19 protein-coding genes and 3 pseudogenes are annotated in these 13790 nt (G+C 23.9%); 18 read left to right on the plus strand and 4 right to left on the minus strand.

Annotated elements, in window-relative coordinates:
• Nucleotides 1–147 precede the first annotated feature (147 nt).
• The 9 genes and pseudogenes from AACK94_RS00740 to AACK94_RS00780 all read left to right on the plus strand — a co-directional run bounded on the left by AACK94_RS00740 (nt 148) and on the right by AACK94_RS00780 (nt 5478).
• On the plus strand, nt 148–990 hold the full coding sequence (locus AACK94_RS00740; RefSeq protein WP_338975806.1) for an energy-coupling factor transporter ATPase: 843 nt from the start codon (nt 148–150) through the stop codon (nt 988–990).
• Nucleotides 966–1844: an energy-coupling factor transporter ATPase gene (locus AACK94_RS00745; RefSeq protein ID WP_338975791.1), complete on the plus strand. Its 879-nt coding sequence runs from the start codon at nt 966–968 to the stop codon at nt 1842–1844. Before AACK94_RS00740 ends, AACK94_RS00745 begins: the two co-directional genes overlap by 25 nt.
• 13 nt (nt 1845–1857) lie before the next feature.
• A complete protein-coding gene (locus AACK94_RS00750; protein WP_338975808.1) occupies nt 1858–2706 on the plus strand; it encodes an energy-coupling factor transporter transmembrane component T in 849 nt (282 codons plus the stop codon).
• Nucleotides 2707–3003: 297 nt separating this feature from the next.
• The gene (locus AACK94_RS00755; RefSeq protein ID WP_338976300.1) at nt 3004–4242 is read left to right on the plus strand and encodes an IS256 family transposase; all 1239 of its coding nucleotides are present in this window, start codon (nt 3004–3006) and stop codon (nt 4240–4242) included.
• A gap of 89 nt (nt 4243–4331) precedes the next feature.
• Nucleotides 4332–4463 carry a hypothetical protein gene (locus AACK94_RS00760; protein ID WP_255495882.1) on the plus strand — a complete coding sequence of 44 codons (132 nt, stop codon included), beginning with the start codon at nt 4332–4334 and terminating at the stop codon, nt 4461–4463.
• Nucleotides 4464–4507: 44 nt separating this feature from the next.
• Nucleotides 4508–4684, plus strand: a pseudogene (locus AACK94_RS00765) (IS256 family transposase); the annotation flags it as partial.
• A gap of 44 nt (nt 4685–4728) precedes the next feature.
• Nucleotides 4729–4905, plus strand: a pseudogene (locus tag AACK94_RS00770) (IS256 family transposase); the annotation flags it as partial.
• Between the two features lie 44 nt (nt 4906–4949).
• Nucleotides 4950–5126: pseudogene (locus tag AACK94_RS00775) on the plus strand (IS256 family transposase); the annotation flags it as partial.
• Between the two features lie 67 nt (nt 5127–5193).
• On the plus strand, nt 5194–5478 hold the full coding sequence (locus AACK94_RS00780; RefSeq protein WP_338975810.1) for a hypothetical protein: 285 nt from the start codon (nt 5194–5196) through the stop codon (nt 5476–5478).
• On the opposite strand, the gene AACK94_RS00785 is transcribed toward AACK94_RS00780, so the two are convergent.
• Nucleotides 5475–5744, minus strand: coding sequence for a hypothetical protein (locus AACK94_RS00785; RefSeq protein ID WP_338975800.1), 270 nt, complete (start codon nt 5742–5744; stop codon nt 5475–5477). The genes AACK94_RS00780 and AACK94_RS00785 overlap by 4 nt on opposite strands.
• 253 nt (nt 5745–5997) lie before the next feature.
• On the opposite strand from AACK94_RS00785, the gene AACK94_RS00790 reads away from it, so the two are divergent.
• The 8 genes from AACK94_RS00790 to AACK94_RS00825 all read left to right on the plus strand — a co-directional run bounded on the left by AACK94_RS00790 (nt 5998) and on the right by AACK94_RS00825 (nt 10562).
• Nucleotides 5998–6285, plus strand: a complete 288-nt coding sequence (locus tag AACK94_RS00790; protein ID WP_281748544.1) for a hypothetical protein — start codon at nt 5998–6000, stop codon at nt 6283–6285.
• A gap of 49 nt (nt 6286–6334) precedes the next feature.
• The gene (locus AACK94_RS00795; protein ID WP_338975811.1) at nt 6335–6523 is read left to right on the plus strand and encodes a hypothetical protein; all 189 of its coding nucleotides are present in this window, start codon (nt 6335–6337) and stop codon (nt 6521–6523) included.
• A gap of 113 nt (nt 6524–6636) precedes the next feature.
• On the plus strand, nt 6637–6849 hold the full coding sequence (locus tag AACK94_RS00800) for a hypothetical protein (RefSeq protein WP_338975813.1): 213 nt from the start codon (nt 6637–6639) through the stop codon (nt 6847–6849).
• Nucleotides 6850–6871: 22 nt separating this feature from the next.
• Nucleotides 6872–7989, plus strand: a protein-coding gene (locus AACK94_RS00805; protein ID WP_338975221.1) for an IS3 family transposase whose coding sequence is annotated in 2 segments (ribosomal slippage) — nt 6872–7142 and nt 7142–7989 — 1119 coding nt in all. Because the reading frame shifts where the segments join, the coding sequence is not laid out codon by codon here.
• 190 nt (nt 7990–8179) lie between these two features.
• Complete coding sequence (locus AACK94_RS00810) at nt 8180–8935, plus strand: hypothetical protein (RefSeq protein WP_338975814.1); 756 nt, start codon at nt 8180–8182, stop codon at nt 8933–8935.
• An 11-nt stretch (nt 8936–8946) separates the two neighbouring features.
• The gene (locus tag AACK94_RS00815) at nt 8947–9165 is read left to right on the plus strand and encodes a hypothetical protein (RefSeq protein ID WP_338975815.1); all 219 of its coding nucleotides are present in this window, start codon (nt 8947–8949) and stop codon (nt 9163–9165) included.
• Entirely contained in the window at nt 9158–9886 is a 729-nt protein-coding gene (locus tag AACK94_RS00820; RefSeq protein ID WP_338975816.1) for a hypothetical protein, read from the plus strand. Before AACK94_RS00815 ends, AACK94_RS00820 begins: the two co-directional genes overlap by 8 nt.
• Before the next feature lie 139 nt (nt 9887–10025).
• Nucleotides 10026–10562, plus strand: coding sequence for a DUF402 domain-containing protein (locus tag AACK94_RS00825; RefSeq protein WP_338975817.1), 537 nt, complete (start codon nt 10026–10028; stop codon nt 10560–10562).
• Nucleotides 10563–10623: 61 nt separating this feature from the next.
• Here the strand turns inward: AACK94_RS00825 and AACK94_RS00830 are convergent, their stop codons facing one another.
• Nucleotides 10624–10845: a hypothetical protein gene (locus AACK94_RS00830; protein ID WP_281748988.1), complete on the minus strand. Its 222-nt coding sequence runs from the start codon at nt 10843–10845 to the stop codon at nt 10624–10626.
• Between the two features lie 170 nt (nt 10846–11015).
• Nucleotides 11016–12269: an HAD family acid phosphatase gene (locus tag AACK94_RS00835; RefSeq protein ID WP_338975818.1), complete on the minus strand. Its 1254-nt coding sequence runs from the start codon at nt 12267–12269 to the stop codon at nt 11016–11018.
• 401 nt (nt 12270–12670) lie between these two features.
• Here AACK94_RS00835 and AACK94_RS00840 point away from each other — a divergent pair, with 401 nt between their 5' ends.
• Nucleotides 12671–13186 carry a hypothetical protein gene (locus AACK94_RS00840; protein WP_338975819.1) on the plus strand — a complete coding sequence of 172 codons (516 nt, stop codon included), beginning with the start codon at nt 12671–12673 and terminating at the stop codon, nt 13184–13186.
• A 7-nt stretch (nt 13187–13193) separates the two neighbouring features.
• Here the strand turns inward: AACK94_RS00840 and AACK94_RS00845 are convergent, their stop codons facing one another.
• Nucleotides 13194–13709 (minus strand): hypothetical protein, encoded by a 516-nt coding sequence (locus AACK94_RS00845; protein ID WP_338975820.1) that lies wholly within the window; start codon nt 13707–13709, stop codon nt 13194–13196.
• Nucleotides 13710–13790 lie beyond the last annotated feature (81 nt).

The raw sequence follows: 13790 nt of genomic DNA on the forward strand, positions 1-13790 counted from the left end.
AAAATGAACAATAATTTTACTTCAATTTTGAACAGATATTGTTCATTTTTTTCTTTTTTTATAATTTTTATAAATTATAAATTGATATATATAAAATTACTGTTATAATTTTACTAGCATAATATTTAAAATGGAGTTAGAAGTAATATGAGTAAATCTAAAATTTCATTAAGTTTAAAAAATGTTGAATTTCGTTATAAACAAGAATACAATAACGCTGTTGATAATGTTAGTTTTGATATTAATCATGGTGAATATATTACTATAATTGGTCATAATGGTAGTGGTAAGTCAACACTTTCAAAAATTATTATTGGTGTTTTACACAAACAAAAAGGTACAATTCAATTATTTGGTGAAACAATTACTAATAAAAACATTAAACAATTACGTCGTCACTTAGGTATTGTTTTTCAAAATCCTGATAATCAATTTATAGGTTCAACTGTTCGTGATGATATTGCTTTTGGCTTGGAAAATCATTTAGTTGAACCCAGTGATATGCCAGCAATTATTGACAGAGTTTCTAGGGCAGTGGGTATGGAAAAATATTTAGATCATGAACCGCTATGATTATCTGGTGGTCAAAAACAACGTGTAGCTATTGCTTCAGTTTTAGCTTTAGAACCTGATATTATTATTTTTGATGAGGCAACTAGTATGCTTGATCCAAAAGGTAAACGAGAAGTTAAAGAAATTATGTTAAAATTACAAGAACAACGCAATAAAACTATTATTTCTATTACTCATGATATGGATGAAATTATTAATGCCGATAAAATTATTGTTATGAATAAAGGTAAGTTAGTTCGTTATGGAACTCCATCTGAAATATTAAAAGAATGAGAGTTTTTACAAAGTATTCATTTAGATATTCCTTTTGTTTTAAAAGTATCGTTAGGTTTAAAAAATAAGGGGATTAATATTAATGAAATATTAAGTGAAGAGGAGTTGATTTCTAGCTTATGTCAATTAAATTCAAAGAAGTAAGTTATACTTATTCTCCAAAAACCCCTTATCAATATCAAGCATTAAAAGATATTACTATTGAAATTGTTGAACAAAAAATAGTTGCTATTATTGGTGAAACTGGTAGTGGTAAATCAACTATGATTCAACATATTAATGGTTTATTAGTTCCAATGGCAGGTTCAGTTGCCATTAATGATTTTATTATTAAGGCTAATCAAAAAAAAATTCGTGATATTAAAAAAATACGTAAACAAATTGGCTTAGTCTTTCAATTTCCCGAATATCAGTTATTTGAAGAAACTATTGAACGAGATATTATGTTTGGACCAGTTAATTTTGGTGAGAAAAAAGATAAAGCACGAGAGTTAGCAAAAAAATATATTAATTTGGTTGGATTAGACGAAACATACTTATCAAGAAGTCCGTTTGATTTGTCTGGTGGTCAAAAACGAAGAGTTGCTATTGCTGGTATTTTGGCATTACAAGGTCATACTTTAATTTTAGATGAACCAACAGCAGGACTTGATCCCGATGGTGAAAAAGAATTAATTAATTTATTTTATGATTTAAATCATAAAGAAAACAAAACTATTATTTTAGTAACTCATAATATGAATCATGTACTAATGGTTGCTGATGAAGTTATTGTATTACATAATACACAGATTTATAAAAAAGCAGATCCAATTACTATTTTTAGAGATAAAAAATTAATTACCGAAACCGGAATTGAACCACCAAAAATTTATAGTTTTTTATATAAATTAGAAGCAGCAGGATTTGATACATCAAAAATTACTGCTAGAAGTGATTCAGAATTAATTGACCAGCTATCAAAAATATTATCCAAAAAAAATAACAATAAAAAGTAAGGAGTAATAAATAATGAAAGTTAGTTTTGGTCGTTATTTACCTTTAAATTCAATCATTCATCGTGTAGATCCAAGAATTAAATTACTAGTTTTAATTTGTTTAATTGCTTCACTTTTTTTTCATACTGCTTTTGAAGGTTACGCTCTTATTGGTTTTACTGTCATAACAATTTTCTTTTGTGCAAAATTACCTTTTATGATGTTATTAAAATTAATGCGTCCCATTTTATTTATGGCATTTATTTTATTTATAATTAACTGTTTTTTAACTGATGGCCCTAATGTTGGAATGATTTGACGTTGGCATGGTATTAAGGTATCATATAAAGCTATATTTGTTAGTATTTATATTGCTCTTAGAATTTATTTAATGATTTTAATTACAACAATTTTAACAACCACAACACAACCATTAGATTTAACATTAGCATTAGAAGATTTAATGTTACCATTAAAATTAATTAAATTTCCAGTACATATTATTTCAATGATTATTTCTATTGCTCTTCGTTCAATTCCTACATTATTAGATGAAGCCGGTAGAATTTTAAAAGCGCAAGCATCACGTGGTGTAGATTTAAAAAATGGTCATTTTAAAGAAAAAGTTAAATCGTTAGTATCATTAATTATTCCCTTATTAGTTTCTTCATTTCAAAAAGCAGAAGATTTAGCGTACGCTATGGATTCAAGGGGTTATGATCCACAAGGTAAAAGAACACGTTTTTGTCAATACCATATTGATTTTAAAGATATATTTTTCTTTATTATTGGTTTAGGATTGTTAGCATTTCTTATATCTTATACTTATCATCCAGAAATTTTTTGAAGAATTCCATTTATTGATGATTATTATTCACAATAATAAACGTATATGAATTAGCTTTACTAATTTTAAATGTTATTAATATTAAATTTAATTAAAAATTTTGCAACAAGAGTCATAATATTTATCATTTTTATTTTTTCTTATACTCACTATTATTTTTTTTTAATTAAAAATTCTTAATTTAAATTTAAAATATATTAATAATTAAAATTAATTAAGGAGTAAGTCCGGTTGATAAAGGAAATGTTTAGTAATCTGTGTAACTTACAAAAATAACTATGTTTAATTAATTCTAGTAAATATAATTAAATGACTAGAAAGAGTGAGTTACAGATGGCTAAAAAAGATAACTTTAATAATAATGATCCAATATCAAAAGCAGTAGATTTATTACTAGAAAATACTGAAGATTTAACAACAGTTTTTAAACCTGGCGGTTTATATAAAGAATTAACAAAAAGATTAGTTGAAAAAATGTTGAATTCTGAAATGCAAAATTATTTAGGATATGAAAAAAATCAACATAGTACTACTGAAAATGCTCGTAATGGTACAAGTTCAAAAAAATTAATAACTCAACAAGGTAAAATTGAAATTGATGTACCAAGAGATCGCAATAGTAATTTTACTCCTGTAATAGTTCCTAAAAGGCAAAGAAGATTTGATGGTTTTGATCAACAAGTTCTTTCCTTGTATGCAAAAGGAATGACATTATCTGACATTAGAATGCAGTTGCAAGAGTTATATCATGGTGCTGATATTAGTGAAAGTGTTATTAGTCAAATTACTGATGATGTTATTGATGATGTTAAAGCATGACAAAATCGACCATTAGAAAGTATTTATCCTATTGTTTATTTTGATTGTATAGTAGTTAAAGTACGACAAGATAAACGGATTATTAACAAATCAGTTTATATAGCATTAGGAGTTGATTTAGAAGGCAAAAAAGATGTTTTAGGATTATGAATTAGTGAAAATGAAGGTTCTAAGTTTTGATTATCTAATTTCACAGAAATGAAAAATCGTGGCTTAAATGATATTCTTATTGCTTGTAGTGATAATTTAATAGGCATGTCAGAAGCAATACAATCAGTTTATCCTAAAACAGAACATCAATTATGCATTGTTCATCAAATTAGAAATAGTTTAAAATATGTTTCATACAAACATCGAAAAGGTCTAGTTGCAGATTTAAAACCAATTTATAGTGCATGTAGTGAAGAACAAGCAATGCAAGCTTTAGAATCGTTTGAAAGTAAATGAAATAAACAATATCCTCAAATTACTAAATCTTGATATAAAAATTGAGATAATTTAATGGTTTTTATTAGTTATCCAGTAGAAATCAAAAGAGTGATTTATACTACAAATGCTATTGAATCTGTTAATAGTCAATTACGAAAAATCATCAGAAATAAAAAAGTTTTTCCTAATGATATGGCAGTTTTCAAAATATTTTACTTGGCAATTGAAAATATAACAAAAAAATGAACATTGCCTATTCAAAATTGAAATACAGCAATTGCTCATTTTATGATAAAATTTGAAGACAGAATTAATCTAAATTAGTAACTTTGTAAAACAAAGATACACAGATTATTAAAAAGCCTCGTCAATTACGAAAAATCATCAGAAATAAAAAAGTTTTTCCTAATGATATGGCAGTTTTCAAAATATTTTACTTGGCAATTGAAAATATAACAAAAAAATGAACATTGCCTATTCAAAATTGAAATACAGCAATTGCTCATTTTATGATAAAATTTGAAGACAGAATTAATCTAAATTAGTAACTTTGTAAAACAAAGATACACAGATTATTAAAAAGCCTCGTCAATTACGAAAAATCATCAGAAATAAAAAAGTTTTTCCTAATGATATGGCAGTTTTCAAAATATTTTACTTGGCAATTGAAAATATAACAAAAAAATGAACATTGCCTATTCAAAATTGAAATACAGCAATTGCTCATTTTATGATAAAATTTGAAGACAGAATTAATCTAAATTAGTAACTTTGTAAAACAAAGATACACAGATTATTAAAAAGCCTCGTCAATTACGAAAAATCATCAGAAATAAAAAAGTTTTTCCTAATGATATGGCAGTTTTCAAAATATTTTACTTGGCAATTGAAAATATAACAAAAAAATGAACATTGCCTATTCAAAATTGAAATACAGCAATTGCTCATTTTATGATAAAATTTGAAGACAGAATTAATCTAAATTAGTAACTTTGTAAAACAAAGATACACAGATTATTAAAAAGCCTCGTCAATTACGAAAAATCATCAGAAATAAAAAAGTTTTTCCTAATGATATGGCAGTTTTCAAAATATTTTACTTGGCAATTGAAAATATAACAAAAAAATGAACATTGCCTATTCAAAATTGAAATACAGCAATTGCTCATTTTATGATAAAATTTGAAGACAGAATTAATCTAAATTAGTAACTTTGTAAAACAAAGATACACATATTATTAAAAAGCCTCTATAAAATCTCAAAATCAATATGATTTGGGTGTTCGTGCTTATGCTTTTTCTCGTAATTGTTCTAATCCAAAAGTAGTTAAAGGTCAAAAGATAATGTTATATCAACGTTTAATTGACGCTTCTGTTAATGCATTACATACACAATTTTTTAAAAAGAAAATTGATAATTTAGGTCGTACTATACTTTTTGGGGGTATTTTTGATACTACTGTTTTTGGTGATAATTTTAAAGATTATGATGAATATCTTTCAATTGATAGTATTAGATTTAGGAATGCAATTAAATTTATACCGAAAATTTTACATTAAATTTTATTTTTAGAGTATTTTTCACATAAATTTCTGAGTAATTGTGTTTTTTCATTACTTACAGGATTTATATTATTAGTCATAATTTCTTTATATTTATGTTGTAATTTACAAAAGTTACATTTTGATTCATAAACAATATATTCTATTCCTAATAATCCGTTATATTCTTTTCATATTTTTATATTATTGAACTTTTTTTCATCAAAATCATTTTCATTTAAACCATTGTTTCTTTTAACATAATAACAATCACATTTTTGCATTTTATCACCACCTTTTTATATAAATATTATAGTATTTTTATTTTTAATTAAAAATAAAATTTTGGTTAAAATACTTGTATATATATAATGGTTATTGTCATAAAGATATTTATTGTGTCCTCGACAGACATTATTTTTCTTTATGGCGTTTTTTTGTTGTTTTTTTATTTTTTTATGTTATATTATAATTAATAATGTTAATTACCCGCATTATTAATCTGACTTTAATTAAGTCTCTGTCGAGGAGGTTAAGATGTATTTTTTATGTCAATTGACAAAAATTAGAAGTAATGAAGTAATTAAAGATGAGAAAAGTGGTAAGTCCAAAAATTATGATGTACTTACTTTTTCGCCGTTTTATGTTACTGATAAAGGTATTAAAATATCAACTGGTGAAAAGTCTAAGGATAAATGAGTTTTACATGATAGTGAATTATATACTAAACTTTCTAAAATGAATTTAAGTCTTGGTTCTTATTATGATGTTGAAATAACATGAGAAGCAAAAATTATTGATATACATAATTTAAAAACTAAATAGTTATTTATTATAGGGTAATTATTAAATAATTATTTAAAGGATTTAAGTTATGTCAAAAATTAATAATTGTGCTTGTGAACAACATTTTCATTTAGCAATGTATGTATGCAAACTTTGTGACCAAATTATTTGTCCAAAAAGAGTTTTACAAAATTTATATACTGGAAAATATTATTGTCCAAATTGCATATTAGATATTGCTTTGGTTAAACAAAAAGAACAATTACAACAAAAATAAAATTAAAAACTAAATAGGGAGCATATTTATACTTTTTTGTGTACTTTGCTCCCATGTTATACAAATTAGTATAAATATGCTCCTTATTAATATAAAAGTAAGGAGTTTTATTTATGCCTAATGAGTTAGAACAAACTAGTAATTATACTTTAACTAAAATATTAAGAACTGGATTAAGTCCATTAAGTGCTATGGTAGGAGTTAGTGCTTATTATGGTCAATATTTAAAAAACCCAATTTTGGGAAGTATTAATTCTTTGTTATTTAGTAAATGGATGGGTTACACTTTATTGGACACTAATTACATAGACAAGTGAACAAATTAGTTAAAAGAAAGGAATTATAATTATGGTCACTATTAACTCATATTCAGATGAATTTAAAAAACAAATAGTAGCTTTATATCAAAGTGGCAAATCAGTATCTTGCCTTGTTAAAGAATACAATGTTACAAGAGCAGCTACTTACAATTGAATTAAGCAATTTACTAATTCAGGTAGTTTTAAAACTAAAGATAATCTTTCAGATTTAGAAAAACAATTAATTCAAGCAAATAAAGAATTAAAACAGTTACGAATGGAAATTGATATTTTAAAGCAAGCAGCACTAATAATAGGCAGAAAGTAGAGATTATTGCAAATAATAAATCTAAATATAAAATTCGCACAATGTGTCATTTTTTAAAACTCTCTAAATCAACATATTATTTTAATTTAAAGAAAAAAAATAAAATTCAAAATAATATTTATGAACAAGCTGTTATTAGTGCTTTTAAAGAAAATAAAGAAGTTTATGGTACTAGAAGATTAAAAGTCATACTAGCAAACCAAGAAATTTATTTATCACGCAGAAAAATTAAAGAAATTATGAATAAGCATAATTTAATATCAAAATACACTAAATTATCATTCAAAAATTATCATAATAAAGTCAATGATAGTCAAATAACCAATCTTGTTAATAGAAACTTTAATAATAGAATTAAAAATGAAGTTATTGTTAGTGATTTAACTTATGTTCAAGTTAATGGTAAATGAAACTATATTTGCCTATTAATCGACCTATTTAACCGCGAAATTATTGGACATAGTGTTGGAGTTAAAAAAGATGCATCATTAGTATATCAAGCATTTATGCAATCAAATCACTGTTTAAAAGATATTGAAATATTTCATACTGATCGCGGTAATGAATTCAATAATAAAACTATTGATAAACTTTTATTAGCTTTCAACATAACTCGATCTTTAAGCAAAAAAGGATGTCCTTATGACAATGCTGTTGCTGAAGCAACTTTTAAAACTTTCAAAATTGAATTTATTAATGATAAAAATTTTACATCATTAATCCAATTAAAATTAGAATTATTTGATTACATCAATTGATATAACAACATAAGAATTCACAGTACTCTAAACTACCTAACTCCAGTTAGTTATCAAAAACAAATGTCTACCAAAAAATAGTCCTAAAAAGGGTTGCCATTCCAAATACCATAGTTTTGATGATTGAGCAACAATTCCATGAAATTCTGCTTATTTTGATGTTGACCAACCGGATTTAAAATTAGTAAGTGGTGAATTTATTGGTAATCAGGGTACTTATATATGTTCTTATTATAGTGATACAGTTGGTGTTCCGTCACAAGAGATAAATATGGGGTCTGGTGTTTATACTTTTAATAGAAAACAATTGGATGAATTTTCACGTATTATGTTTAATCATAATTATGTTGCAGAAAAGAATACTAATCGTTTGAATTTTGTTAATGCTGATAGGAGAGTTATAAATTTTCAAACACAGTTAAATTTTGAAATTGATAAACCTTTAAGTTTTTATATTCAAGGTTTTATGTTTTATTTTGAATATGAATATTTTAAAACTTTTACTGCTAATTTTGTTCTTAGTTTTTTAGATAATGTTGGTGATACAAAGTATGTTTTTAAAGGTAAGGTTGATAATGATATTTATCAGCAAGATTTATATAATTTTGTTACTATGCCTATTCGTGTTCCAAATTTAAGACATTTAACAGTATTTTTTGATGTTCATGGTGATTCATTTTCACATATGTCACCACGGTTAAATTTTGGTCAAATTAATATTTTTTCAAGTGAGAAAGTAACCCCAGTACCACCAAATAGTCCTTTTAATCCTGAGTATGAGCGTGTTAGTTGATATGATGTTTTTGGTCATTTGCGTAATTCTTTTAGGTGAGTACTTTATGGCGTTGTTGGTAAAGTTTTACCAGTAGAACCATTAAGAGAGTTTTTTACTAAACTTGACGGATTATTGAGACGTATTTTTGATGATACTATTAGTTCTGTTTTAAATGTTGATTTTACTAGTGGTTTAGAACAAGTTTTAACATTGTGAGTATTTTTAAAAGCAGTTGGGTTTTTAGTTGGTTAGGAGTTGAAATAATGCCTTGATATGGTTATGTTCTTTTAGGACTTTTATTATTAATAATATTGTATCCATTTTTAATAACTAGAAAAAATATAAAGATATTACAACGTGTAGGTAGTTATATTATTTCTGCACCTCCAAGAACTGGTAAATCTGCTCTTGCTTGTTGTTTAGCACAAAAACATAAAGGTAGAGTAGTAAGTCCTATTCCTATTAAAGTACGTAATGAATAAAGTACGTAATGAATATAGTTATCGTTGTTCTTATGATGATGTTTTTAAATTTAATCAATTAAATAGTAATTATTCTTTTAAAGAGTGTGATATGGTTGTTTTAGATGAGTTAGGTTTGAAAATTAATAGTAATGATTTGTCACCCGAATTTAAAGAAACACAAGAAAGTTTGGGAATGTTTTGTAAATTAATAGGTCATAATTTTAATGGAATTATGTATATGATTGAACAACACCCCGATAGAATACCAAAACAAGCACGTGAAAAAGTGGAATATATTGTGCAAGTTAAAAGAATGCGTATTTTGTTATTTTTAGTTAAGTTTAAACTAAATATTTACACTAATATTGATGATTATAATAAAGTTGTATTATCTAAAAGACAAACAAAGCGAATAATTAAACGTGGTGGTTTACCACCAAGTTATAGTGGTGAAACTATGACTTTTAGTTTATGATTTCCTAGGTCTTATTTACAAAGATATAATAGTCGTGCTTTAAATTATATTCATTCTTTAAAGAGTGAATTAAGTACTGTTAAAGACTATGAACAATCACAAGCATTAGATTTTACTGTTGATGATATTAGAGTAGTAGGATTAGATAAGTTGGATAATATATTACAAACTGAAAAGAAAGAAACTGAAAATACTGTATGCCGTGCTTGTTATTATAGAAATAAATATTCTAAGAAAAATAAGAAAGATGTTAAAATAGAGTAAACCTATATTATTGGTCGAAGCCAACCAGAACCTTGGTTGGCCGTGGCGTTTACGCCACTGGGGTAAGTTGCGAAGCAACTAGGGGCAACGCCCCTATATACTTGTTTATGATTTGCAGAAAGTTGAGGTTTAAATGTATATGTACCTTAAAGAAGGGCAAATACTTTCAATTCATGCATATAAGCATAATGGCTATTTATATCGTAGTTGAAATAATTCAATTGTTTTAGAAGATACTGAAAAATATTTAGTTTTAGTAAATGAGAATGTAACAATTACTGAAATTAATGGTCGTAAATGAACAACCGTTGATCCAGCAATTTGGTTATTTTTTAAAAATGATTGATACAATATTATTTGTATGATTCGTAATGATGGTGTTCATTATTATTGTAATATTGCCAGTCCCTTTATTTTAGATTCGCAAACAGTTAAATACATTGATTATGATTTAGATATTAAAGTATTTCCTAATCGTTCTTATAAACTGTTAGATTTGAAAGAATTTAAAACTAATCGTCGAATATGAAAGTATCCAATACCTTTACAAAATATATTATGACAAAATATAAATAAATTAAAAAAAGGAGTTAAAAAAAATGAAATTAATTTATTTAATGATGATGTAATTTTAAATTATTGAAAAAATTACCAAAACCAAAGTTTACAAAAATAGTAAGAACATATGTTCTTACTATTTTTTATATTAAAACTTTTTATAATTAAATTAAATTTTTTTATAAAATAGATAATTTTTTTGCATAATTATGTTCTCTCATAATACTGTTTATATTACTTTTTTTACTTTTATTTTCAATACCATTATTTATATTTTGAATATCTATATCATTAAATTGTACGTTTTTTTTGTAATTATGATAATTAATAGCATATGTTCTTAATTTTTTTATTTCTTTAAACATTAAGTTTTTTATTTCTTGTTCAATTTCTTTATTCATTTTTTTACTCCTTTTAAAAATAAAAACCTATTTACTTTGAGAAACAAAGTAAATAGGTTAAAAACAATATTTAGTTTATAGTTATTTTTAACATCTTTTTGAAAATTTACAATTAATATATATATATATATATTAATTTTATTTAGAGATTGAATATTAATTTTTGTAAATTATTTTCATATATTTTCATATTTTTTGAAATAATGTTTTAGTAAATTTAATCAATTATCTAAATTAGAACCATATTTTTTTTCTAAATCTCATAAAAAATTACCATATACATCATTACCACCAACCAGTACATAAGTTTCTTTTCAATTAATTTTTCCTTCTTCTAGTTTAATTTCTTTTACAAAACCAAGGTTTTTTAGATCACTATCAATTAAACTATTTTTTTCATTTTCTTTTCAATAATGTTCTATTATTTCTCCATTTTCATTTTTTGTAAATCAAAATTCATCTCCCACTTTACCAATTAAGTTATTAAAATTTTTATTATTTATTAATTCATTTTTTAATGATATTTTATCAATTAATTTTGAATTAGTTAAATTAGAATGAAAATCATTAATGTTATCACCCAATCTCATTACAATATGTGATGGTACATTTTTTATTGGTACTAAATCATTTTCTCAATTTTTTATTTGCATACTATTTTTATCTTTTGATGATAATTTAAAATTGTTATTATTAATATAATTAAAACGATTTTCTTTTGATATTAAATCTTTATAATTATTTGAATCATATTTAGTTACTCCTTGCATTCATCAAACATAACTATCAAGAAATGCCTTTGGATAATAATTATTTTCTAGTAGTTTTTTAGTTGGTATTGCTTCATCTCCATACTTGATATTTTCGCCTTGAAAACGATTTGAATCAAATAAAACAATACCACCACTTTTTCATACATGTTTAACAAATGCTAAAACTCCATTATAAAGTTGTTCTTCAAAATTGACTTGATGATCAACTCATTTTTTAAATTCATAATCCATATCTTTCATTTTTGGATTAAAAAATTTATAAATTGAAAAACCAATATTATTTATGAATGTTTCATCCAAATCAGTAATAACAATAGGTACATATTTATTAGCTTCAATTTTTGATTCATTATAATGCACAGTATAATTTTTATCTTCTTCATCATTTTTGGCATTAGGTTTATTTGCGGTTGCGTAAATAACATCTAATGATAAATGTTTTTTATTTGCTTCTATAACATCATCATACTGTTTTATTGCTGCACGAAAAGTATTTAATAATGATATTTTTCTTTCTGCTGATTCTTGTCAAATTATTGATTGTAACACTTTTAAATCATAAATATTGTTATTTTTATAACATCCAATAGCGCTTAAACTTGTACTTGTAATAATTATTAAACCACTTATTATTTTTAATATTTTTTTCATGTTTTTTCTCCTTTTAAAAATAAAAATCTATTTACTTTGAGAAACAAAGTAAATAGGTTAAAAACTATATTTAGTTTGTAGTTTTTTTAACATTTTTTTTGAAATTTTACAATCAATAAAGATAATATATTTATTTTTAAAATTTAAAAGACAAGATATAATTATTTTTAACTATTTAAATTACGTATTATTGTTGATTTATATTGGCTAAATGTTAAGATAAATGTAAAATTAGATACTTAATTATTAATTACATTTAGTTTTTAATAATTTTAAAAATGATTGATAAATAAAATTATTGTTTATAGATTTTAAATTTTTTTTGCATAAGATGTTAAAGATAAAGTACGAATAGTTTACTAGAAATATTGCGAAATAATAATTATAAAGAGGTAAAAAGGATGTTAAAATTTTCAAAAACATTATCTAACATTGGTATTTATCTACTTTTGACAACATTAATGCCGGTAATGGTTATTTCTATAATTATGATTTCTTTAAAAGGATTAATGGAAAGTTCTTATGAATTATTATGGAAGTTTGGAGAATGATTACAAGAAGTTTTTGATTTTGGATTAAGTACTATTCAATGATTGGGATGAATTATATTGATAGCTTGTCTAACAACTTATGGTATTCTTATATTTATTTTAGTTATGATAAATTCAAGAAAAGCATTTGAACAAAGAATTGGTTATATTCTTGGTTTAGTAATTGGAGTTGCTTCAATTGTTGTTACATTATTACCATTAATTATTGTTAGTATTGCTAGTCTTGGCAATGGAGTAATAACTTTAGTATTAGGATTATCATTTGTTTTTATTGGATTGAATGGTGGTTTAGTTGCTTGTGGATCATTATTTGGTTTAATTAGTGCAAAAAACATTATAAATTTATGAGATGCAAAGAAAAAGTAGATATAATCTACTTTTTATTATTTATATATTTACTTCATGGTAATTGTAAATTTGTTAATGTATAATGCATTAATTGTCGATGTATGCTAATAATTAAAACGTTAAATATTGTTACAATAAGTAAAATTCATCAATGATCGTTTAAAGTATTAAAATAATCAAGTTTGCTTTTAAAAACGGCAGTTTCAACTAACATAAATAATGCATTTAAAATGAAAAAAATTAATCAACCAAAACTAAATAGAATAATTAGATAACGATAAAATTTAGTTTGAAAAGTACTACCTTTGACTTTAATTTGATAAACCGTTTCATAAGTATAATGATTAATAGAAAAAGCAAACAAAATTAATAGAATTAAACTATTTATGCCAACTATTAATAAAATATTAATTATTTTTTCGCTAGTAGTATTTATTAAAATTGAACCTATTATTATAAATATAATTTGAACAATTAATCACAAAATGCTAACATAAAAAAAACTTTTTTTTGTTCAGTATTTAATTAATTCATTTTCCATTTTGTATCACCATATTAATTTTAGTATATTTTATGCAAATATAGAATAAAATTTATCTTTTTATAATTTTTCATAACATAA

This window comes from Spiroplasma endosymbiont of Monopis laevigella (assembly GCF_964019975.1).
Classification (GTDB): domain Bacteria; phylum Bacillota_I; class Bacilli_A; order Mycoplasmatales; family VBWQ01; genus Spiroplasma_E; species Spiroplasma_E ixodetis_A.